The following is a 20,302-nucleotide window of genomic DNA, read 5'->3' as shown; positions in this document are numbered from 1 at the left end:
CGTAGGGGCCTCAACGGTTACCAATAGAAATATTGCATCAGAAACACCGAGTTGCTGGCGCCGGTGCTGTCGTTGCGCATAAAGAATTTGCTGTCCAGCGCGGTGGCCAGCTTACCGCCGGCATATTCGTACCAGATGCCGAACTGGGCGTAGGAGGTGGCGGTATCCGCCGCGTTATCAAACCGGTGGCGGGCGTAGCTGTAGGCGGTGGAGAGGTACAGCCCTTTGGCGGTTTCCGTCATCGCGCTGAGCATCAGGCCCGATTCGCTGCCGGGATGGCCGCCGCTGTCGCCTTTGCCGGTATGGTGCCAAACGCGGCCGGCCAGGTGTTTGCCGCGCAGCCCCAGCAGAAACAGCTGCCCCAGGCCGTCGGTCACCTCCAGGCCGTTCAGCAGCGTCAGACCGTCCTGCAGATCGTACTGGGTGTAGCCGTTGATCATCGCCCGGTAGGTGTATTTGTCGGAGTAGCGGTCGTATTTGCCGAAGTGCAGCAGCGCCTTGCTCTCGTCGATGCGGCTTTCCGGCGCCGCCGTCACGCTGTAGCGAAAGCGCCCGGTCAGGTTTTGCAGCTTGGCGGCGTAGCTGAGATCGCGGGTGTTGGGGATCACGTAGCCGTACTCCGGCGTGAAGTCGCCCCACCATTGCAGATCGTCGAGCGACGAGTCGTTGCGTACGCTGAGCATCATCTCGGTGCCGTCATCGGTGCGGTAACCGCCGTAGAAACGGTTCAGGCCCCCCTCGAAGCCGCCCCAGCCGTGTCCGGGCGTCCAGGCGTGGCCCTGGCTGTCCGCCTGCACGGTCCAGCCTTCGCCGTAAATCAGGCCGAACCAGTGGCCCTGTTTGATCTCGAGGCCGCCTTCGATGTAGGTGCCGTCGCTGTATTTATGTTGATGTTCGCCGTTCAAATAGACGCTGCCGCCGATGCCGAGCTCGCCGTAAAAGCGCAGGGCGGTCGCGGCGGTTTCGGGTAACGGCGGCGGCGGCAGCTGATTGCGCTCCGCCGGGGTAACGGGTTCCTGCGCCGCCCAGACCGGCGCGCTCAGTATCAGTAACAAGGGCAACAGGGCGTGATGATTTATTGATGTCATGGGGCATGTGCCTGGTGTTGGATGGATCGGTGCGTCAGTCGAACGGCGGCTCACGCAAGGTCGCTCCCGGCTCCCTGGGAGAAGAGATAAAGTCCGCCCGGTCGCGGGCGGTAAACGGCAGGTATATTAGTAAAATATTTAGTAAAAAATACGCTTTAATCAGTAAATCGTTAACTTGATCACAACGGGTGAAATGGGTATCTTTCGCTGCAGGCGCCCGGCAGTGGTTTGCAAGAGCGAGCGCTGGCCCGGTCTGGGAAGAGAGGGGCGGGCGGCACTGTACGTTGCGCCGCTATCCGATTAAGCTACCGTTTTTCGTCTGTGCATTGGGACTCTATGGCCACACTGAAGGAAATTGCTGAAGCCGCTAATGTGTCCGTCGCCACCGTTTCGCGCGTGTTGAATGACGACCCCACCCTGAGCGTGAAGGCGCAAACCCGCCAGAAGATCCTGGAAGCGGCGGAGCGCCTCGAATACAAGATTGCGCCTTCCAAACGGCAAAGCGGGCAACGCCTGCAATTCGCCGCGCTGTTCACCTATACGCAGGGTGTGGAGATCAACGATCCCTATTACCTGGCGATGCGCTACGGCATCGAAACGCAGTGCGAAAAACTGGGCGTGATGCTGAGCGCCGGTTACGACTTTACCGGCGACAAGGCGCTGCCGGCGGCCGACGGCCTGCTGGTGATCGGCCGGCCACAGCCCGCGCTGTATGAGCAGCTCAGGCAGCAGGAAACGCCGGTGGTGTTTATCGACGGCGTGGTGGACGATGAGCGTTTCGACTGCGTCAATGTCGACCTGTACAAGATCAGCCGCAAGGTGATCGATTACTTCATCGGCCGTGGCTATCAGCGCATCGGTTTTATCGGCGGGCGCGACCATCCGGCCGGCATCGACCAGCGCGAGCAGGCGTTCGTCGAGTATGGCCGGCAGCAAAACGTGGTGCGGCCGCAGGATATTTACCACGGCGATTTCAGCAGCCAGTCGGGCTACCAGTGCGCCAAAGCGATGTTGCAGAGCAAGAATGGCTATCCGCCGGCGCTGCTGGTGGCGACCGATTCGATCGCCATCGGCGTGCTGCGCGCGCTGCATGAACACGGCATTCAGGTGCCGGGGCAGATCGCGTTAATCAGCGTCAATGACATTCCCACCGCCCGCTTTATTTTCCCCGCCTTGTCCACGGTGCGCATCCCTTCGGAAACCATGGGCGCACAGGCCGTCAACCTGCTGGCGGAGCGGCTGCGCGATGAGCGCGCCGTCCCGCTGTCGATCTTCGTTCCCAGCTCGCTGCAGCTGCGTGACACCACCGTCGCCTGACCGGCCCCCGCCTCGGCGGGGGCGTTGGCGCTCAAAATTAACGTCATGATAAAAAAAGGCATTTGAGATTTATTGTGATCCTGTCGTCATTTGGTAAATGTCGACTGTAGTTTTTACTAAATATTTACTATCGTTTCCGCATTGCACAGGTGTCGGGAGACGTGACGTGAATAATTGGGAAAACATTGAAAAACAGTCGGAGCACCGGTTGGCGCCGCGCGCGAGCTTCTTCAGCTACGCGGACGCCGAGCAGGCGCTGAGCTTCGATCGCAACGCCAGCCGGCGTTTCCAGCTGCTGAGCGGCCGCTGGCGCTTTCGGTTCTTCGAGCACCCGGCGCAGGTGCCGGCGGCGTTTTACCGTGAGCCGATGAGCGACTGGGGCGATATGGCGGTGCCGGGCATGTGGCAGCTGGAAGGGCACGGCCACCTGCAGTATACCGATGAGGGCTTCCCGTTTCCGATCGACGTGCCTTACGTGCCGACCAACAACCCCACCGGCGCCTATCAGCGCCACTTTACGCTCGACGCCGGCTGGCGGGACCAGCAAGTGCTGATCAAATTCGACGGCGTGGAAACCTACTTCGAGGTGTACGTCAACGGCGGCTATGTCGGCTTCAGCAAGGGCAGCCGACTGTGCGCCGAATTCGACATCAGCCCCTATGTGCGGCAGGGCGAGAACCTGCTGTCGGTGCGGGTGATGCAGTGGGCCGATTCCACCTACATCGAAGATCAGGACATGTGGTGGATGGCCGGCATCTTCCGCGACGTTTATCTGATCGGCCAGAGCGCCACTCACCTTCACGACCTGACGCTGGTCACCACCTTCGATGAGCGCTATTGCGACGCGCAGTTGGCGATCGACGCCGAGCTGCGCCATCTCGGTGCGCAGGCCGCCGAGGGTTGCCGCCTGCAGGCGCAGCTGTTCGACGGCGATCGCTGCGTGGCGGAGCAGTGGCGCGACGATCTGCATATTGAGCGGGCTCTGAGCTGCCGTTTCGAGCTGCCGGTCAGCCGTCCGCAGCAGTGGAACGCGGAAAATCCCTATCTGTATCAGCTGTTGCTCAGCCTGTATGACGGCGCCGGCAACCTGCTGGGCGTGGTGCCGCAGCGGGTGGGCTTCCGCGAGATCGCGGTGCGCGACGGGCTGATGTACGTCAACGGGCGTTACCTCAAGCTGCACGGCGTCAACCGCCACGATCACGATCACCGTAAAGGGCGCGCCGTCGATATGGCACGGGTGGAGCGCGACATCGTGCTGATGAAACAGCACAACATCAACTCGGTACGCACCGCCCATTATCCCAACGATCCGCGTTTTTACGAGCTGTGCGATCTCTATGGCCTGTTTGTGATGGCGGAGACCGATCTGGAGAGCCATGGCTTCGCCAACGTTGGCGATCTGAGCCGCATCACCGACGATCCGCGTTGGGAGCAGGCTTACGTCGAGCGCATCGAGCGCCACGTGGCAGCGCAGAAAAACCACCCGTCGATCATCATCTGGTCGCTCGGCAACGAATCCGGCTACGGGTGCAACATTCGCGCCATGGCCCGGCGCTGCAAGGCGCTCGATCCGACCCGCCTCATCCACTACGAAGAAGACCGCGACGCCGAAGTGACCGACGTGATCAGCACCATGTATTCCCGCGTGGCGATGATGAACGCCTTCGGTGAATACCCGCACCCCAAACCGCGCATTCTGTGTGAGTACGCCCACGCCATGGGCAACGGCCCCGGCGGGCTGTTCGAATATCAGTCGGTGTTCAACCGTCACGCCAGTTTGCAGGGGCACTATATCTGGGAATGGTGCGATCACGGTCTGCTGAGCCACGACGAGCAGGGGCGCGAGCGCTACCAGTACGGCGGCGATTACGGCGACTACCCGAACAACTACAACTTCTGCATGGACGGCCTGATCTACCCGGACCAGCGCCCTGGCCCCGGCCTGCGTGAATATCAGCAGGTGCTGTGCCCGGTGGAAGTGACGGCGGAAGAAGGCGCAGGCGACGTGCTGCGGGTGAAAAACCGCTACTGGTTCAGCTCGCTGGCGGACATCACGCTGAAGGTCAGCGTCAAGACCGACGGCCGCCAGGTGGCGAGTTACGAATTCAAGCTGCCGCATCTGCAGCCGGGCGAGAGTGAAGACATGCACCTGCCGGTGCTGGCGCTGGGGCAGGGGGAAACGCTGATCGACGTGGCGGTGCATAAAGACAGCGCCACCCGCTATAGCGAGAGCGGCCAACTGCTGGGGCATTACCAGCATCTGCGCCAGGCGGCGACGCGGCTACCGGCTCCACCGTTGGCCGATGCACCGGCGCTGCAATGCCGCGAGGAAAATCATCAGCTGCTCGTCAGCGGCGGCCGGTTCCAGCTGGCGTTCTCGCTGCTGAGCGGCGAACTGCTGTCGTGGCGGGTAGACGATGAAGACGTGGTGGGGCGCGCGCCGCGCATCACCTTCTTCAAACCGGTGATCGATAACCATAAACAGGAATATGAGGGGATTTGGCTGCCGTATCACTTCCCCATCATGCAACAGCATTTCCGCCGCCTCAGCCGACACTGGCAGGGGGAGGATCTGCTGATCGAGGTGCACAGCCTGATCGCGCCGCCGGTGTTCGACTTCGGCATGCGCTGTACCTATCGCTGGCGCATCTCTCCGCAGGGCTGTGTCAGCCTGGATCTGGCCGGCGAGCCTTACGGCGATTTCCGGCAGGTGATCCCGAAAATCGGTCTCGATTTCGGCATCAGCCGCCGCTTCGAACAGGTGGAGTACTACGGCCGCGGGCCGGGCGAGAACTACCGCGACAGCTGCCGGGCCAACCTTATCGGCCACTACCGGCAGCGCGCCGACGCGCTGTTCGAACACTATCCGTTCCCGCAGGACAACGGCAACCGGCAGGACGTGCGCTGGCTGAGCCTGCAGGACGCGGCGGGCAAGGGGATCTTCATCCAGCCGCGGCGGCCAATCAACTTCAGCCTGTGGCCGTACAGCGCCGAGATGCTGCATCAGGCCCAGCACATCAACGAGCTGGAGCCTGACGATTGCCTGACGCTGAACCTGGACGATCAGGTGCTCGGTCTCGGCTCCAACTCCTGGGGCTCCGAGGTGCTGGATACCCACCGGGTCTATCTGGCGCCGTTCAGTTACGGCTTCACGCTGGTGCCGTTCGACGGCCGGCAAACGGACGGCGCCACGCTCGCCGGTTATGACTTCGCGCCGGCCCCTCATCACCCGCAGTCTGCGGAGGAAAACGCATGATCATTCTCGAATCCCTGACGGAGTTTCAGCGCATTTATCACAGCGGCAAGAAATGGCTGCGCTGCATGGAGGCGATCGCCAATGTCGATCGCATCAGCCCGAACGTGTGCCATTCGATCGGCGACTCGCTGACCTATCGGCTGAGCGTCGGCGCCGGCCGGCAGCACGGCTGGCTGGAAGGCAACCGCCGCTACTTCGACGTGCACTACTACCTCGAGGGAGACGAGATCGTCGAAGTCGCCGACAAACGGGCGCTGACGACGGTGGCGCCCTATCAGGACGAAACCGACCGCGAGTTTTTCAGCGGCGAAGGCGAGAGGCGCCGGGTCGGTAAAGGCAACGTGGTGATCTTCGAAAACCACCAGGCTCACCGCTTCAAAGAAAGCGGCAAGGTAAAAAAAGTCATTTTAAAAGTGACGGTGGAAGACAGCTATTTCATCAACAAATAGCGCGACCGCCGATCGATAACAACAAACCGAAGTCCCCTACACCATTCGGAGAATCTCTATGGCTGCGTCGAACAGAAACACCATCGGCAAGTTTGGCCTGCTGTCGATGACGTTTGCGGCAGTGTTCAGTTTCAACAACGTGATCAACAACAATATTCAGCTCGGCATCGCCTCGTCGCCGGTATTCCTGGTGGCGACGATCATTTACTTCATTCCCTTTTGCCTGATCATCGCCGAGTTCGTCTCGCTCAACCGCAATTCCGAGGCCGGCGTCTATGCCTGGGTCAAAAGCGCGCTCGGCGGGCGCTGGGCGTTTATCACCGCCTACACCTACTGGTTCGTGAATCTGTTTTTCTTCACCGCGCTGCTGCCGCGCGTCATCGCCTACGCTTCTTACGCGTTCTTGGGCTATGACTATGTGTTTACGCCGCTGACCACGGCGATCATCAGCATCTTCCTGTTCGCCTTCTCGACCTACATCTCCAACAGCGGCGCGAAACTGCTGGGGCCGATGACCTCCGTCACCTCGTCGCTGATGCTGCTGCTGACGTTTTCCTACATCATCCTGGCGGGCGCGGCGGTGCTGGGCGGCATCGAGCCGGCCGATCCGATCAACGTGCAGGCGATGACGCCGAACTTCAACTGGGCGTTCCTCGGCATTACCGCCTGGATCTTCCAGGCGGCGGGCGGGGCGGAATCCGTGGCGGTGTACGTGAACGATGTGAAAGGCGGCAGCCGCGCCTTCGTGAAGGTGATCATCGTTTCCGGGCTGTTCATCGGCGTGCTGTATTCGGTGTCATCGCTGCTGATTAACGTATTCGTGCACCGCACCGACCTGCATTTTACCGGCGGTACGGTACAGGTGTTCGAAGGCTTGTCGGCGCACTTCGGCCTGCCGACGGTATTGATGAACCGCTTTGTCGGCATCGTTTCCTTCACCGCCATGTTCGGTTCGCTGCTGATGTGGACGGCGGCGCCGGTGAAAATTTTCTTCACCGAGATCCCGAAGGGCATTTTCGGCGAGAAAACCATCCGCCTGAACCGGCACGGCGTGCCGACGCGCGCCGCCTGGATCCAGTTCTTCATCGTTATCCCGCTGATGCTGATCCCGACGCTGGGCTCCAGCAGCGTGCAGGATTTGATGAATACGCTGATCAACATGACCGCCGCCGCCTCGATGCTGCCGCCGCTGTTCATCATGCTGGCCTACCTGAATCTGCGGCTGAAGTACGACCGGGTGGCGCGCGATTTCAAAATGGGCTCGCGCCTGCAGGGCATCGCCATCGTCAGCGTGCTGATCGCCATCTTCACCGTCGGCTTCTTCGCCTCGACGTTCCCGACCGGCGCCAGCATCATGACCATCGTGTTCTATAACGTCGGCGGGCTGGTGGTGTTCCTCGGCTACGCCTGGTGGAAGTACAACCGCTACTCAAAGACTCTGAATGCCGAGGCGCGCTACCACGAAGACATGCCGCTGGCGCGTCTCGCGCTGGAAGCGCAGGAGGGGGCGCCTGCCGGTCAACCCGCGCTGACCACGCCCGCATGCAATAAACCGCTGTAATTGCTCACCTCTCGACTCCGCGCCCCGGCGCGGAGTCTCGCCTTGCGAAAAAAATCTGCCTCTGCGTTTGCATAATACATAAGTGAATACTAATGTGTTTGTATGAACGAAAATGACATCTTCAAGGCGTTGGCCGATCCGACCCGCCGCTGCATCTTCGACAAACTCGCCGCCGGCAGCATGAACGCCAGCGCGCTGCGCGAAGGGCTGCACATCAGCCAGTCGGCAATGTCGCAACACCTGGCGGTGCTGCGCAATGCCGGGCTGGTGCGCGAGGCGAAGCAGGGGCGCTGCGTCAATTATCAGGTCGACCCGGACGGGCTGGCGCAGATTGCCCAGTGGCTGGCGAAGTACCGCGCCTGGTGGCCGGCGCGCATCGACGCGCTGCAAACTTTGCTGAAGGACATGGATCAATGAACAAACGGGCTGAGCCACCGCCGCACGATCGGCTGGTGTTGGAGTATGCGCTCGAGGCGCCGCCGGAAAAAGTGTGGCGGGCGCTCAGCATTCCCGAGCTGCGCGAGCAGTGGCTGCCGACGGGGGATCTGGCACAGGCCGAGCCGCTGGCCACCACGCCGGGCGAGGCGGTGAGCTACCGTCTGCGCGACGACCAACCGCCGTTCCTCGAAAGCGTGGTGACGCTGCAGATTGTGCCGGATGCCGGCGGCGGCAGCCTGTTGCGGATTATTCACCAGCTCGACGCCGCCAACGACGGCCCGACGACGATGATGCGCGCCGCCTGACGCGTTAAACACACTTCCCTTTGTTGCCAACCCAGGAGTTCACCGATGCGTGAGAAGATGATGCTCGTCCCGATGGTGGTGGAACAGACCAGCCGGGGAGAACGCTCCTTTGATATTTATTCGCGCCTGCTGCGCGATCGGATCGTGTTCCTCAACGGCGAAGTCAACGACGACGTGGCTGAAATGCTGTGCGCCCAGTTGCTGTTTCTGGAGGCGGAAAACCCGGAAAAACCGATCCACCTGTACATCAACTCGCCGGGCGGGGCGATCACCAGCGGGCTGGCGATTTACGACACCATGCAGTATATCCGCGCCCCGGTGCATACGCTGTGCATGGGCACCGCGCGCTCGATGGGCTCGTTCCTGCTGATGGCCGGCGAATCGGGGCACCGCATGGCGCTGCCTAATGCCAGCCTGCACGTGCACCAGCCGCTGGGCGGCTTTCAGGGGCAGGCCTCCGACATCTTGATCCACGCCGAAGAGATGAAGCGCACCAAAGACACGGTGATTCGGTTGTATGCCCAACATTGCGGCCTAAGTTATGAAGAGGTGGAGCGGGTGTTGGATCGCGATCGCTTTATGACCGCCGACGAAGCGGCGGCCTGGGGGCTGATCGATCGGGTGCTGCGGGCGCGCTAAAGGGCTCAGGAGTGCGTGGCGGATTGTAGCGTTTGCCAAACCCGTTCAAGTCCGAATTCGACCATCGCGAAATAGAGACTAAAATAGCGCTCCGCCATGATGAAGAACGAACTGTTGAGTTCGATCACCACATTATTGGTGGTGGTCAGCAGGCCGGATTTTTCCGCCGCCTGCAGGATGCGGTTCACGTGCGCGCGTGAGACGGAGCAGGACTTGGCGATTTTCGCCGAGGAGAGCAGCAGAAAGGGGGAGTCCTGTCGGATGCTTTCGATAAACAACATCAACAGCACCATGTGGCCGGCATCTTTGCTGATGAACAGCGCGGATTGCGGCACCAGGTCGATCAGGTAGACCTCCTTGAGCATCAGTTGCCCGTAGGCGGCGAAAAAAGTGGACAGAAAGTCGGGCGCCGCCAGCAGCGCCGCGATGGGCATCTGTGGCGCCAGCGCCTGATAAGGGCGCGCCATTGAGGCGATCAGCGCCTGGGTTTCCGCCAGCGCGTGCGGCGTTGGCTTATAGCGTAACTGGCGTTTGTCATGCTCGCAGGGTTTGACCTCCAGCCGGCGCCCGACCCGTAAAAAGAACAGAAAGGAATCCAGGGAATTCTCGCTGATCATATTCTTCCCTTTGAAAAAGGCTTTGATGTCTTTCAGCGCGGCGGCGTGCTGGTGGTAATAAATGGACAGGATGGTGGAGCAGATGATGAACCGGCTGTTCCTGAAAATGATTTTGTAAAACAGCGGATGCTTCTTGTAGGTCTCCCTCAATAATTCCCCGTGTTTGACGATGGCGGCGTGGAACGCCGGTGACTGCCTGATGATGTTGGCCTGTTTCTCCAGGTGAAACTGTAGCTGGAATCTGCTTAGACTCATTTTCCCTATTTCCTGTACTTAAAAAATGTGCTGCTTTTTATCGTTATGGGTTTGCTGTGTATGGCTTGACGATCTGTTGGCCCTGGTCGTTGATGAGAGTGGCCTGAACGGTGACCTGAGAAGGGAGTGTCGGCGCTGCAACGCCGTCCAGGTGATAATCTCGCGTGCTGAACGGCGCGGTCATCATGTCGCTTTCTTGCCGCACCGGGTAATCGCGCCTGTCGGCGTGCACGGCGATGCGCGCGAACGAGAGATAAAACGCCGATCGGTTTTGACAGCGCAGCAGATAACCGTCCGGCGATTTTTGCAGCGTGAATGAGACGGCCTCGGTCGCGTTCTCGGCTTTCCCCTGCAGCGCTCTGGGCCGGTAGAAGATCTTCATCTGCGTGTTCATCGCCAGCGTCACGCGCGACGCCAGCGGCGGCGTGGTCGGCGGGTTAGGCGGGATCTCATACAGGTTGAGCCAGAATACCGACTCCCGGTCGGCGGGCAGGTTAGCGCCGGCAAACAGGATCCGCAGCCCTTTCAGCGCCGAAGGCTGCAGGGCGAACACGCTGGGCAGGGTGACAAACGGCGCGCGGGACAGTTCGGGGGCGGCGTTGACGTCACCGTTATCGACCCAGGTTTGCGCCACGATCGGGTAGCCGTTGGTGTTGAGCAGCATCAGGGTTTTTTCCGTCTCGCCCTCATGAAAGATCACCCGCGTGGCGGAGGCGATGATGCCCGCCTGCGCGCCGATGGAAGCCAGCGCCAGCAGCAGGGCGCATCCCATAATCAGGCATCTCTTTCCCATCATTGCACCTTAACCCAAACGTAGGCCCTGGCGTCCACCTTGCCGGCGGTGACGGTTTGGCCAGGCAGCCGGGCGAGCGTGGCGGTGAGCTGGGTGGTGTAGTGGGTAAACCCCGCTGCGGTGCTGCCGCCGCCGCTGGCGCCGTTGAGCACCGGGTACCAGCCGGCGTCGTTGCCCTGCGGGCATTGCCCGGCGCTGCAGCGCGCCCAGCCGACAAAGTTCATCGGCGCGCCGTTGCCGGCGTTGGCGAGCGCGATGCCCACGCCGGTGGCGATGCTGCTGTCGGTGCCGTAGCCGCTGGAGAGCAGGTAGCTCACGCCGCCGTTGGCGCTGACCAGCCCGAGCTGCTGCGCCGCGACATAGCTTTCATACGGTACCTGCAGGCCGAGGGCGGTATTGTTGCTGCTGACGCCGGACACGGCGGCGTTGTCGCATTCGATATTGATAGTGAACTGCGCCTGAGAGGTTTGCCCGGCGGTCAGCTGGCTGACGGAGATGGTCGGCAGGATCACCAGCGGCGTGACGTTGCGCGCCACGCAGGTGGCGGTATAGGTCAATGAGGAGATCGGTGCGGTGCCCATGCCCATCGCGTTCCAGCGCCCGGTGCCCCAGGTGGCGTAGTTGGTGGCGGAATCGCTGCCGATAGGATCCGAAGCGATGCCGGGCCCCTGAAAGGTGACATAGCCGTTCGGCTGCGTGCAGGTATAGTTCGAATTGCCGGTGGTCGACGCCATGCCCACCAGCGGGTTGCCGGCGCTGTAGCCGCAGTAGTTGCTGGCGCCCGCGCCCGGCAGCGAGCTGATGCGGATCAGATCGGCGCGGATGGCGCTGAAGTCTTTCACCCGGATCTGGATTTTGTTGCCGACGGTGGCGTAGCGGGTAATCGGCGCCGACTGCCAGTAACGGGTAAAAACCTTGCCGGAATCCAGGTGGGTCAAACGGATGCCGACGTAAGGGAAGTAGGTGGCGTAATAGTTGGGGTTGCCGTCCTGGGCGCCCAGATCGTAATAGCCGCCGACGCGATCGTCGCCGTTGGTGGCGAAGACTTCATAAATTTGCCCGACATCGCCGGCATCGCATTCATACAGCACCTTGTTGGGATCGGGATAGCGGGTGCCGGAGGTCAGATCGAACACGCTGGTGCCGAGCGGCGTGCCGACGGGCTGCAGGTAAGTGCTGGTCAGGTTGACCCGGCCCAGCGCCGTGCCCACCCCGCAAGGATCGCAGCCGGAGTCGATCCAGGGGGCGACCCGCGTGCATTGCGCCAGCGCCGCGGGGGCGCCGAACAGCGACAGGGCGAACAGCGCCGGGGCGGCGACCAGATAAGAAATGTGTTTCATCGTCTCTCCTGAGATAAGTTAAACGGGCTAACGGCACGGGGCGCTGAGCCGCTGAATCGGGCTGTCTTCCGCGGCGGGCAGGCGATAATGCAGCGTGCACTGCTGGCCGGGCGCGCCGCCCCAGTTCAGCGTCAGTTCGCCGGCGCTCCGATCGCTGCGTAGGTACACCTGGTTGGCCTGGCCGACCATGCCCACGCTGTTGCCTGCCGCGTCAAGGACGTTGGCGCCCATCGGGATCGGTGCGTTATCGGGCCGCCGTGCGGTGATCAGCAGCGCCTGGCCGCGCACGGTGTTGAAGTGCAGGCGCACCGTGGCACCGGCATAAGGAGCCACGCGCCGCTGGCCGTCTTCCAGTTCCGCTTTGTCGTTCATGCCCTCGGGGTTCAGCGCGACGGTGTTGTAGTGATAGGGCACCAGCGCCGGCGCCAGCGCATAGCCGAAGCGATCGACGCGCGCGCCCTGGCCGTCCATCACCCGTGCGCCGCTGGCGCCGGGCGCTTCGATCAGGGCGAAGGTGTCGCCGACATACGGCCCTAATGTCACGCCGCCGCGGTGCGCCACCACCGCGCCCTGCAGCGACAGGGAGCCTTGTCGGTACTGGCGCGCGGTGGAGAACGAGCCGGTGACGTTGGCGTAAGGCAGGCGGGTTTGCAGGTTGCCGCCCCAGACGCTTTGTTGGCGATCGTCGTCGGTGGTGAAGTTCAGGCCGTAACTGACCGGCTGTTCGTCGCCGACGCTGCCCGACAGCGCAGCCTGATAGTTGCCGCCCTGACCCTGGCTGTGGTTGGCCAGCAGCGAGACGCTGGGGGCGGATGATGAGCGCCCGAGCGGGAAGCTCAGCGACAGGGCGGTGACGGTCTGCGCGTTCTGCGCCAGCGGTGCGCTGTAGACGTTATCCAGCGGCCCGTAGCCGCGGTAGTCGCCGTTGCTGTAGCCCAAGCTGCGGGTGCGGGTGACGGAGAGGTTAAGCGCCACGCCGTTGCCGAAGGTTTTCCCCCAGCCCAGCTGGAGCTGATTGTCGCGGCCGCGCTGATCGCGGTAGTCCTGAGTCGAGCCGGACATCGTCAGGCTGCCGAACGCGCCCATGCCCTGATTGACGGCCACCTCGAAACGCGAACGCTGGCGGTAGGAGTCGGACTGCCAGTTTTGGCCGGTAACGGCGGCGCGCCGCACGCCGAGCACGTCGCTGAGATCGCGGAAACCCTCAGTGGAGTAGCGGTAGCCGGCGATGGATAAGGTGGTGTCCGTCGGGCTGAAGGTTCGGCTGTAAGAGAGGTGCAGCATCCAGCCGGAGGCGCCGCCGTCCGGCAGGCTGGCGTGGGAATAGGTGGTATCCATGCCGAAGGCGCCCAGCCAGCTGCTGTACACGCCGCCCAGCATCATCGCCTGATAGCCGTCCGCCAGCTGATTGCCGAGGTTGAAGGTCAGGGCGTTGGTCAGGCCGTGCTGCCAGGTCACTTCGCTGAACAGATCGTTGTCGCCGACGTAGCGGGAACGGCCGACGATGGCGGAGTAGCGCGACTGGCCGGGGCGAATGGATTCCGGCACCGCGGCGAACGGCACGGTGAAGGTGCTGACGCTGCCGTCGGCTTCGGTCACCACCACGGTCAGATCGCCGGCGTAGTTGGTGGCGTACAGATCGTTGATGGCGAACGGTCCCGGCGCCACGGTGGTTTCGTACAGCGTGCTTTTACCCTGCAGCACCGTCACGCGCGCGTTGCTTTTCGCCACGCCGCGCACCACCGGCGCATAGCCGCGCTGTGAATCCGGCAGCATGCGATCGTCCGAGCTGAGCTGAATGCCGCGAAAGCCCAGGCCGGAGAAGAAGTGCCCGTCGGTAAAGCCTTCGCCCAACAGCATTTCGCTGCGCCAGGGCAGGATTGCGCGCTGCACGTAGCGGCGGCTGGTGTCCAGGTGACCGCCGAACTCCCGATCGTAGCGGTAGCTGGACTGCTGGCGGTAGCGCCATAGCCCGAGGTTGAACCCGCCGTTCAGGTTAGCGTAGGTCGAATCGAGGTCGCGGGTTTGCCCCTGCCGGTAGCTGACGTGGTACTGGTTGAGGTTGTAATTGACAAAGACCATCGATTCGCCGCTGTCCAGGCTGGCGGGGTTGACGCTGCCGCGCGGCCGGCCGTTCAACAGCGCCTGCGGAATGCTGAGATCCAGCCGCAGCCGCGAGATATCGGCGTTCACCATGATGTCCTTCAGATCCCGGCCGGGCAGCAGGCATTCCGCCTCGGCCGCAGGCGGATTCTTCAGCCCGAAGCGCGTCAGCTGCGGGCGATCGAAACAGGGCAGCACCTGCTGGCCTGCGCGCACGAAGCGAATTTGATCGCGCTCGAGAAACTGGCCGTTGAGGTACAGATCGATCTGATAGCTGCCGGGGGCGACGGCGTCCTGTTGGTTGAACTGACTCAGGGCGCTGTTGCTCAGCACGCTGCCGCGCAGCAGCGCAGGATCGAAGGTGTAGCCGTCGGCGGCGGCGCAGCCCAACGGCAGCGCCAGCAGCGCGCAGCACCAGCGTGCGGGCAGCGGCGTCGCCTTGCGGACATCGAACATGAAAACCTCCCTGTCTGGTTTCAGCGCGCGACGTTCAGGGTGCGCGTGATTTCCACCCCGTAGTCATTGATGACGCGCAGCGCGACCTGCCGCACTTCCCCGTTCACCGGCCAATTGGCCTGTGAAAACGGCGGGATCAGATCCGCCTGTGGAATGGCGCTGCGCTTCGCGCCGCTCAGAATTACCGCCTGGCTGACGTTGGCGTAGTAGCCGGTCGGGTTGTCGACGCGCAGCGCGTTGCCGACCTGGCGCAGGCTAAGGCGATCGATGACGTGGTTGGCGTCGCCGGCCAGCCCGGCCGGGCGATAGAACACCTTCAGCCGGTTGGTGACCACCAGCAGCAGTTTGTTCTTGTCGCTGTCCGTCTGACGCACGGCGGGGACCTGCAGGAAGTTGAGGTAGAACAGCGATTCGCGATCGCGCGCCAGCGGCTGGCCGACGAACGACAGCCGCACCATTTGCCCGCTGTGCGGATCCATGCGGAAGATTTGCGGCGAGGCGACAAAGGGCGCATCGGCGTTTTCCGGCGTGGACTGCGGGTTGTTGATGTCGAGCCAGATCTGCATCAGCGCCGGGGCGCCGTCATCGTTGGTGAACTGCAGCGTTTTCTCCCGCGCCTCGGCGGGGTAGATCACGCGGTTGCCGAGCAGCGTTACGCTGGCCAAGGCGTGGGTGGCGGCAAAACTCATCAGGCAAAGCGACAGGGCGGCCCATCGGCGGGCGGAACGGGATATCTGCGGCATAAACGTGAACCGATAAAGGAGCGAGTCATTCAGCGCCGTCCGCTAAGGAACGGCGCTGGCATCAACAGGTATGGCGCCTGACGCCGGCTTATTTGTAGCTAATGGCGAACTGGGCGGTGGCGATCACCGAACCGGCCGCCACACCGGTGTCTTCCGCGTAGTAGCGGGCCACCAGGTTTTGCGAGGTGGAGGTGGCGTCTTTCGCCAGCGTCATCGCCGACGTGGTGACGGTCGAACCGCTGGCGAACGACAGCGGCGTGGTGGCGTCGCTGTCCAGCAGTTGAATGGACACCTTGGCCGCATCGCCCGCGTTGCCCAGGTTGCCGTTGGTGGTCGGGTTGTTGCCCGCCAGCACGGTTTTGATCGCCGTATCGCTGGTGGCCGCCGCACAACCCGTGACGTTAACGGTAAAGGTGGTGTCGCCGGCGGTGGCGCCTTTGGTGGCGAGTTTGCTGGCGGCGACGGTCGGCAGCAACACGACCGGGTTGGATTGGTTGCCGTTAATATTCACCGAACAGGTTTGCGTGCTGACTTCGCCTTTGAATTGCACGGTATTGGACGAGGCGGCCGCACAGGCGCCGGAGAGAGCCAGCATGGATAATGCGACTAATTTAACATTCATGTGAAATACCCTTTAATTAACTTTAGAGAAAAGCTTTCCTGACAGTAATAAATTACTGACGTGCGTTTGTTGATTAATCATGTTGCGCAATTGTTTTTTAAACGCGTCGGCAAACATGGATTTTCATCCTAACAAACTAAGAATTTTCCCTATAGGTGTTTTCCGCATGGTAATAAGTTGGCGGTGCGGGTTGTTACATTTATTTTCATTTTTGCTTATATCATACAAAATGGAAAATAGATCTATATCATTGCGTTGCGTTTTTATTGGATCGTCGGTTTTTGTTTATGAAATAATTTGAAACATTCATGCCTTTTTTGCGTATTCATCAAAGTGCTGGCTGTTGCGTGATTATTTGAAAAACATGTTATCAAGTTGTTTTATATCGGTGTGCTTTGCAGGCGAATTACCCCAAAAAAGAGCAGCGACAAGCCGCCTGAGGTATGGAAGCATACTTTCACGCTGATAAGGAGAATTAAAGTGAGAGTGATTTATATCGACGGTTCGCCGCTATGCCGTTTGGGGATGAAAACATTATTGGGAGAAGGAATGATAACCTTATCCTCGCCCAATATTAATATCATTAAAAATATAAGCCCTGCGCCTGATTTAATTATCATGGATTTTCCCCATGAAATTTACCGGTTCGAAGCGTATTTGCGATTTATTCACGCCTCACGTGCTGAATATGAAGGCGTCCGGATACTGTTCTTCGTCGATAAGACTTCGCCGCTGATCCTGGCATTTATCGCGGCGGCGCAGCCGGATGCGATTTTGCACAAACGGGAAGCGCTGCGGGTGGTGCGGGAAACCTGCGCGGCGCTAGTCCGCCGTGAAGAGACGGGCGAACGGCGCGTGGTGAGCCGGCATCGGGCGGCGGCGATCACGCCTGGCGAGGCGGCGGTGTTGTGTGAAACCGCCCGTACGGAAGATATCCGCCTGACCGCGCGGCGGCTGAATTTGCACCCGAAAACCGTTTATTCGCACCTCAACAATGCCGGCAAGAAGTTCGGCATCCGTAATCGGGTGGAACTGCTGAAGATGATTGCGCTGCTGTAGCGCGCCGTTAACGGGCCTGGCCTACGGCCAGCCGCCATCGCGTAATCTCATCGGCGCCGGGCCCAGCGGCCAGCGTCAGGCTTTGCGGCGGCAGAGATTCGCCGGTCACGGCATCTACCACGCGCAGGGTGGCGGGGTGGCCGGTCACGCGGTCAACTACGCGCAGCGGCGGCCCGGCCAGCTCGGACAGATTCCATTTGTCGCCAATCTGAATCATCGCCATCACCAGCAGCCCGAGATCTTTTCCCTTCTCCGTCGGCAGATACTCGTAGCGATCGGGACGCGTCTGGTATTGCCGCTTTTCGATAAGGCCGTGGCTTTCCAGGGCCTTGAGGCGATCGGTCAGCGTATTGTTGGTGATGCCGGTCGATTGGCGCAAATCGTCATAGCGCGAGAGCCCCAGCAATAGATCGCGCATGAGGATCGCGCCCCAGCGATCGCCCAGTGCTGACAGCACGTGCGCCACCGAGCACGTCATGCCTTCAAACCCTTTTGCTTTCACGTTGCCTTACCTCCGCTTGCCGCCTGATTGCCGAGAATGTTATCGCCTCGGCTTGATAACTTCAATAATTGGAGTTATTACTCTTATTATTGGAGTTTTAGTTTAACAACGGCTAATGGCTTGAACGCCGGCCGAAAACCCCAGCCTTCACCGAGGAGATAACGTTATGCCACTGTGGCAGATTTACCACCCGGAGCCGGCCTTCAGCGCCGCCGATAAACGCGCGATCGCGCAGAAGGTCACCGCCCTGTATCAGGACTTTTTGCCGCGTTTCTACGTCAACGTCTTTTTCCACGCGCTGCCGCCAGGATCGGCGTATCTCGGCGGCGAAGCGGCCGATGATTTCGTGCGGGTGACCATCGACCATATCGCGCGCGCCATGGACAACGACGCGGAGCAGCAGCAATTCCTGGCGGCCTGCACCCGCATCCTGCAACCCTACATCGCCGCACGCGGGCTGCGCTGGGAGCTGCACGTGGACGAAACGCCGTTCTCGCTGTGGACGATAGACGGATTGAAACCGCCGGCGCCGGGGACGGCGGCGGGGGAGAAATGGCGCAGCGAGAATCGGCCTTCGGCGTGGGAGGGGTAGCGGCGTTTTCGGAATGCCCAATGCTTAAAGGCAGCGATGAGTGTCGGCTTTTATCTTCGCGTTCAAAGAGGGCGAGATTAAGCGTGGGGGGAGGAGAAATCGACGAAAGTCATAGATTACTTTTTACATCTGATATGAAGGCATTAACAATGGCGGATTTTTCATTCTCACGATAGATGAAAAAAAACTCAGTCACGTTATCGACATCGGGGATCGCTCTGTAGGTAATGTTAGGCAGCTTGATTGAGGATAGTGTAGAAGGAACGATAGCGATGCCCAGGCCAGAAGCCACCATGGCGAGCACGCTTAGTGTGCTGTCCAGCCGATAGGAAACCTGGACGTCTTCTTCAAGAATGGCTTTCAGGATACGGAGCTGACCATCGTCTCCGCTGTTTTCCGAGTAGATGATAAAGTCTCGTCCCGAGAGGTCTTCTTTTTTCAAGGTCTCTTTTTTCGCCAGATCGGAGTCTTCCTGAATCACGACGACCCAGTCAAACTTTTTAATGGGTATAAGGCCGAGCCCCGGTGGGATTTTGAGATCCAGATTGGGGCAGTAGCTGACGTCGATATTTCCGTTGACAATCTCATCGATTTGTTTCCAGTAAGACATCTCTTTGGCGCGGAAGTTAACGCCGGGATGCTCTGCTTTAAATCGATGAATATCGGCGGTGACTAATCCCGCCGCGACGGCATTGCCGACAAATCCGATGCGCACATTGCCATTCTCACCTTTCGCTGCTGCTTTGGTTTCGTCAAGCGCGCTTTTTATTTTTTCATAAATATCCGGCGCATTTTTTAAAAATATCTCTCCTACTTCGGTTAGTTCGACATTGCGGTTGGTGCGAATAAAAAGTGGTGCACCAATTTCTTCTTCCAGCGCTTTTATCTGCATGCTGAAAGCCGACTGTGTAACATGAATTCGCTTAGCCGCCTTGCCGAAATGTTTTTCTTCAACGAGAGCCAGGAATGCCTGGATATGGCGAAAATTCATGGATTAGATTCCTGCATCAGTCGTTCAAAAAAATGAATTGGATATATAGCGACCATGAAAATACCCTCTAATAGAACTCACGTTAAAGTGTAGATTATTTCTGGAATGCGGGTTAGTCAACAACACTCAGCATGTTGCTATCTGTTTCAAAGACCGAATATATGCATAGTGGAGGCGTTAAATGAATTCATTAGCCAGAATCGATGTTCATACTCACCTGGTCCCACCTTTTTGGGGCAGCGCGCTGCCCAGCCACGGCGGCGATCCATCCGGTTGGTCTCTGCCCAAATGGACGGCGGACGACCATCTGGGCTATATGGACAAACAGCAAATAGCGACCAGCGTCCTGTCGTTAACCGCGCCGAGCGTGGTTGGCTGGGAAGGCCAGGCGCGCCGCGATATGGCCAGAAAAGTCAATGAGTATACGGCGGATCTGGTGGCGAAATACCCTACGCGGTTTGGTAACTTCGCGACCGTGCCGTTGCCGGACGTTGAGGGGGCGGTGCTGGAAGTGGAGTATGCACTGGATATGCTGAAAGCCGATGGCGTGGTGTTATTAACCAACTATGAAGGGGTTTATTTAGGGGATAAAAAGTGGGCTCCGCTTTGGGCGGCGCTTAACCAACGCTCTGCCGTTGTTTTCATTCACCCTGGTCATCCCATCATGGATTTGCTGGATGGCGTTCCGGGCCCCATGGTTGATTATCCGTTTGATACTACCCGCAATGCCGTCCATATGGTGCTGAACGGCGTTATGGACAATTATCCTAACGTGAAAATTATTCTTTCGCATGCCGGCGGGTTCCTGCCTTATGCCGCTTTGCGTTTTACATTGCTGGCGGAATCGCTTAATCCAAATGGGCCTACAGCTCAGGAATTGAACGATAAATTTAAGCGTTTTTATTTTGATACCGCATTGTCTTCCGGCCCGAATGCACTCTCCAGCCTGCTGACGTTTGCGAATCATAATAATATTCTGTTCGGCAGCGATTATCCTTATGCGCCGGAGTCCGTCGCCGCTAAGTTTAATCATATTCTCGACGCCGAGACAAACCTGACGGATGCGCAGAAAGCAAGTTTCAACCGGAATAACGGTCTGGCGCTTTTCCCTCGGTTAAATAAATAAAGGTTCCGCTGGGGCGATGCCGCATTGCTTTTAGCGCTGGCGGTTCCTTC

Annotated in this window: 19 protein-coding genes; 10 read left to right on the top strand and 9 right to left on the bottom strand. The window is 60.0% G+C overall.

Annotated features, from left to right (window positions below):
• Positions 1 to 17: 17 nt before the first annotated feature.
• Positions 18 to 1,088: a protein YgjJ gene (gene ygjJ, locus ACJ8IJ_RS19570; RefSeq protein ID WP_015377550.1), complete on the bottom strand. Its 1,071-nt coding sequence runs from the start codon at positions 1,086 to 1,088 to the stop codon at positions 18 to 20.
• A gap of 336 nt (positions 1,089 to 1,424) precedes the next feature.
• Between ygjJ and ebgR the strand changes: the two genes are divergently transcribed.
• From ebgR to ACJ8IJ_RS19535, 7 genes are all read left to right on the top strand, one after another.
• Positions 1,425 to 2,405 (top strand): transcriptional regulator EbgR, encoded by a 981-nt coding sequence (gene ebgR / locus ACJ8IJ_RS19565; protein ID WP_015377551.1) that lies wholly within the window; start codon positions 1,425 to 1,427, stop codon positions 2,403 to 2,405.
• Between the two features lie 166 nt (positions 2,406 to 2,571).
• Positions 2,572 to 5,661 (top strand): beta-galactosidase subunit alpha, encoded by a 3,090-nt coding sequence (ebgA, locus tag ACJ8IJ_RS19560; protein ID WP_154870807.1) that lies wholly within the window; start codon positions 2,572 to 2,574, stop codon positions 5,659 to 5,661.
• On the top strand, positions 5,658 to 6,110 hold the full coding sequence (locus tag ACJ8IJ_RS19555) for a beta-galactosidase subunit beta (protein ID WP_004941002.1): 453 nt from the start codon (positions 5,658 to 5,660) through the stop codon (positions 6,108 to 6,110). Before ebgA ends, ACJ8IJ_RS19555 begins: the two co-directional genes overlap by 4 nt.
• Positions 6,111 to 6,168: 58 nt before the next feature.
• Positions 6,169 to 7,671 carry an amino acid permease gene (locus ACJ8IJ_RS19550; RefSeq protein WP_015377554.1) on the top strand — a complete coding sequence of 501 codons (1,503 nt, stop codon included), beginning with the start codon at positions 6,169 to 6,171 and terminating at the stop codon, positions 7,669 to 7,671.
• A 102-nt stretch (positions 7,672 to 7,773) separates the two neighbouring features.
• Positions 7,774 to 8,088 (top strand): ArsR/SmtB family transcription factor, encoded by a 315-nt coding sequence (locus ACJ8IJ_RS19545; protein WP_049188197.1) that lies wholly within the window; start codon positions 7,774 to 7,776, stop codon positions 8,086 to 8,088.
• On the top strand, positions 8,085 to 8,414 hold the full coding sequence (locus tag ACJ8IJ_RS19540) for an SRPBCC family protein (RefSeq protein ID WP_049188199.1): 330 nt from the start codon (positions 8,085 to 8,087) through the stop codon (positions 8,412 to 8,414). Before ACJ8IJ_RS19545 ends, ACJ8IJ_RS19540 begins: the two co-directional genes overlap by 4 nt.
• A 45-nt stretch (positions 8,415 to 8,459) precedes the next feature.
• Positions 8,460 to 9,053 carry an ATP-dependent Clp protease proteolytic subunit gene (locus ACJ8IJ_RS19535; protein WP_154870810.1) on the top strand — a complete coding sequence of 198 codons (594 nt, stop codon included), beginning with the start codon at positions 8,460 to 8,462 and terminating at the stop codon, positions 9,051 to 9,053.
• 5 nt (positions 9,054 to 9,058) lie between these two features.
• Here the strand turns inward: ACJ8IJ_RS19535 and ACJ8IJ_RS19530 are convergent, their stop codons facing one another.
• From ACJ8IJ_RS19530 to ACJ8IJ_RS19505, 6 genes are all read right to left on the bottom strand, one after another.
• On the bottom strand, positions 9,059 to 9,925 hold the full coding sequence (locus ACJ8IJ_RS19530) for a hypothetical protein (protein WP_015377557.1): 867 nt from the start codon (positions 9,923 to 9,925) through the stop codon (positions 9,059 to 9,061).
• 43 nt (positions 9,926 to 9,968) lie between these two features.
• Positions 9,969 to 10,718, bottom strand: a complete 750-nt coding sequence (locus tag ACJ8IJ_RS19525) for a fimbrial biogenesis chaperone (RefSeq protein ID WP_187212326.1) — start codon at positions 10,716 to 10,718, stop codon at positions 9,969 to 9,971.
• Positions 10,718 to 12,058 carry a fimbrial protein gene (locus tag ACJ8IJ_RS19520; protein WP_197752727.1) on the bottom strand — a complete coding sequence of 447 codons (1,341 nt, stop codon included), beginning with the start codon at positions 12,056 to 12,058 and terminating at the stop codon, positions 10,718 to 10,720. The genes ACJ8IJ_RS19525 and ACJ8IJ_RS19520 overlap by 1 nt, the downstream gene beginning before the upstream one ends.
• Before the next feature lie 27 nt (positions 12,059 to 12,085).
• On the bottom strand, positions 12,086 to 14,617 hold the full coding sequence (locus ACJ8IJ_RS19515) for a fimbria/pilus outer membrane usher protein (RefSeq protein WP_154870812.1): 2,532 nt from the start codon (positions 14,615 to 14,617) through the stop codon (positions 12,086 to 12,088).
• Between the two features lie 20 nt (positions 14,618 to 14,637).
• Complete coding sequence (locus tag ACJ8IJ_RS19510) at positions 14,638 to 15,360, bottom strand: fimbrial biogenesis chaperone (protein ID WP_015377561.1); 723 nt, start codon at positions 15,358 to 15,360, stop codon at positions 14,638 to 14,640.
• Positions 15,361 to 15,448: 88 nt separating this feature from the next.
• Positions 15,449 to 15,982, bottom strand: a complete 534-nt coding sequence (locus tag ACJ8IJ_RS19505; RefSeq protein WP_015377562.1) for a fimbrial protein — start codon at positions 15,980 to 15,982, stop codon at positions 15,449 to 15,451.
• Positions 15,983 to 16,468: 486 nt separating this feature from the next.
• On the opposite strand from ACJ8IJ_RS19505, the gene ACJ8IJ_RS19500 reads away from it, so the two are divergent.
• Positions 16,469 to 17,041 carry a helix-turn-helix transcriptional regulator gene (locus tag ACJ8IJ_RS19500; RefSeq protein ID WP_286094058.1) on the top strand — a complete coding sequence of 191 codons (573 nt, stop codon included), beginning with the start codon at positions 16,469 to 16,471 and terminating at the stop codon, positions 17,039 to 17,041.
• 7 nt (positions 17,042 to 17,048) lie between these two features.
• Here the strand turns inward: ACJ8IJ_RS19500 and ACJ8IJ_RS19495 are convergent, their stop codons facing one another.
• A complete protein-coding gene (locus ACJ8IJ_RS19495) occupies positions 17,049 to 17,543 on the bottom strand; it encodes a winged helix-turn-helix transcriptional regulator (protein ID WP_049188207.1) in 495 nt (164 codons plus the stop codon).
• 166 nt (positions 17,544 to 17,709) lie between these two features.
• Between ACJ8IJ_RS19495 and ACJ8IJ_RS19490 the strand changes: the two genes are divergently transcribed.
• Positions 17,710 to 18,135: a tautomerase family protein gene (locus ACJ8IJ_RS19490; protein WP_004941035.1), complete on the top strand. Its 426-nt coding sequence runs from the start codon at positions 17,710 to 17,712 to the stop codon at positions 18,133 to 18,135.
• A 109-nt stretch (positions 18,136 to 18,244) separates the two neighbouring features.
• Here the strand turns inward: ACJ8IJ_RS19490 and ACJ8IJ_RS19485 are convergent, their stop codons facing one another.
• Positions 18,245 to 19,126 carry a LysR family transcriptional regulator gene (locus tag ACJ8IJ_RS19485; RefSeq protein WP_004941038.1) on the bottom strand — a complete coding sequence of 294 codons (882 nt, stop codon included), beginning with the start codon at positions 19,124 to 19,126 and terminating at the stop codon, positions 18,245 to 18,247.
• Between the two features lie 181 nt (positions 19,127 to 19,307).
• On the opposite strand from ACJ8IJ_RS19485, the gene ACJ8IJ_RS19480 reads away from it, so the two are divergent.
• On the top strand, positions 19,308 to 20,252 hold the full coding sequence (locus tag ACJ8IJ_RS19480; RefSeq protein ID WP_131164330.1) for an amidohydrolase family protein: 945 nt from the start codon (positions 19,308 to 19,310) through the stop codon (positions 20,250 to 20,252).
• Positions 20,253 to 20,302: the final 50 nt, after the last annotated feature.

The organism is Serratia sp. CY40230 (assembly GCF_052168835.1).
GTDB classification, from domain to species: domain Bacteria; phylum Pseudomonadota; class Gammaproteobacteria; order Enterobacterales; family Enterobacteriaceae; genus Serratia; species Serratia nematodiphila.
This window is presented reverse-complemented; position numbering and strand designations above follow the sequence as displayed.

What these genes read in the sequence shown, in the direction of transcription:
- ACJ8IJ_RS19525 (WP_187212326.1), bottom strand. Translation starts at nt 10,718, where the DNA reads ATGGGAAAGAGATGCCTGATTATGGGATGCGCCCTGCTGCTGGCGCTG.
- ACJ8IJ_RS19480 (WP_131164330.1), top strand. Translation starts at nt 19,308, where the DNA reads ATGAATTCATTAGCCAGAATCGATGTTCATACTCACCTGGTCCCACCT.
- ACJ8IJ_RS19490 (WP_004941035.1), top strand. Translation starts at nt 17,710, where the DNA reads ATGCCACTGTGGCAGATTTACCACCCGGAGCCGGCCTTCAGCGCCGCC.
- ACJ8IJ_RS19520 (WP_197752727.1), bottom strand. Translation starts at nt 12,058, where the DNA reads ATGAAACACATTTCTTATCTGGTCGCCGCCCCGGCGCTGTTCGCCCTG.
- ygjJ (WP_015377550.1), bottom strand. Translation starts at nt 1,088, where the DNA reads ATGACATCAATAAATCATCACGCCCTGTTGCCCTTGTTACTGATACTG.
- ACJ8IJ_RS19485 (WP_004941038.1), bottom strand. Translation starts at nt 19,126, where the DNA reads ATGAATTTTCGCCATATCCAGGCATTCCTGGCTCTCGTTGAAGAAAAA.
- ACJ8IJ_RS19505 (WP_015377562.1), bottom strand. Translation starts at nt 15,982, where the DNA reads ATGAATGTTAAATTAGTCGCATTATCCATGCTGGCTCTCTCCGGCGCC.
- ACJ8IJ_RS19510 (WP_015377561.1), bottom strand. Translation starts at nt 15,360, where the DNA reads ATGCCGCAGATATCCCGTTCCGCCCGCCGATGGGCCGCCCTGTCGCTT.
- ACJ8IJ_RS19530 (WP_015377557.1), bottom strand. Translation starts at nt 9,925, where the DNA reads ATGAGTCTAAGCAGATTCCAGCTACAGTTTCACCTGGAGAAACAGGCC.
- ebgR (WP_015377551.1), top strand. Translation starts at nt 1,425, where the DNA reads ATGGCCACACTGAAGGAAATTGCTGAAGCCGCTAATGTGTCCGTCGCC.
- ACJ8IJ_RS19550 (WP_015377554.1), top strand. Translation starts at nt 6,169, where the DNA reads ATGGCTGCGTCGAACAGAAACACCATCGGCAAGTTTGGCCTGCTGTCG.
- ACJ8IJ_RS19545 (WP_049188197.1), top strand. Translation starts at nt 7,774, where the DNA reads ATGAACGAAAATGACATCTTCAAGGCGTTGGCCGATCCGACCCGCCGC.
- ACJ8IJ_RS19515 (WP_154870812.1), bottom strand. Translation starts at nt 14,617, where the DNA reads ATGTTCGATGTCCGCAAGGCGACGCCGCTGCCCGCACGCTGGTGCTGC.
- ACJ8IJ_RS19540 (WP_049188199.1), top strand. Translation starts at nt 8,085, where the DNA reads ATGAACAAACGGGCTGAGCCACCGCCGCACGATCGGCTGGTGTTGGAG.
- ACJ8IJ_RS19555 (WP_004941002.1), top strand. Translation starts at nt 5,658, where the DNA reads ATGATCATTCTCGAATCCCTGACGGAGTTTCAGCGCATTTATCACAGC.
- ACJ8IJ_RS19535 (WP_154870810.1), top strand. Translation starts at nt 8,460, where the DNA reads ATGCGTGAGAAGATGATGCTCGTCCCGATGGTGGTGGAACAGACCAGC.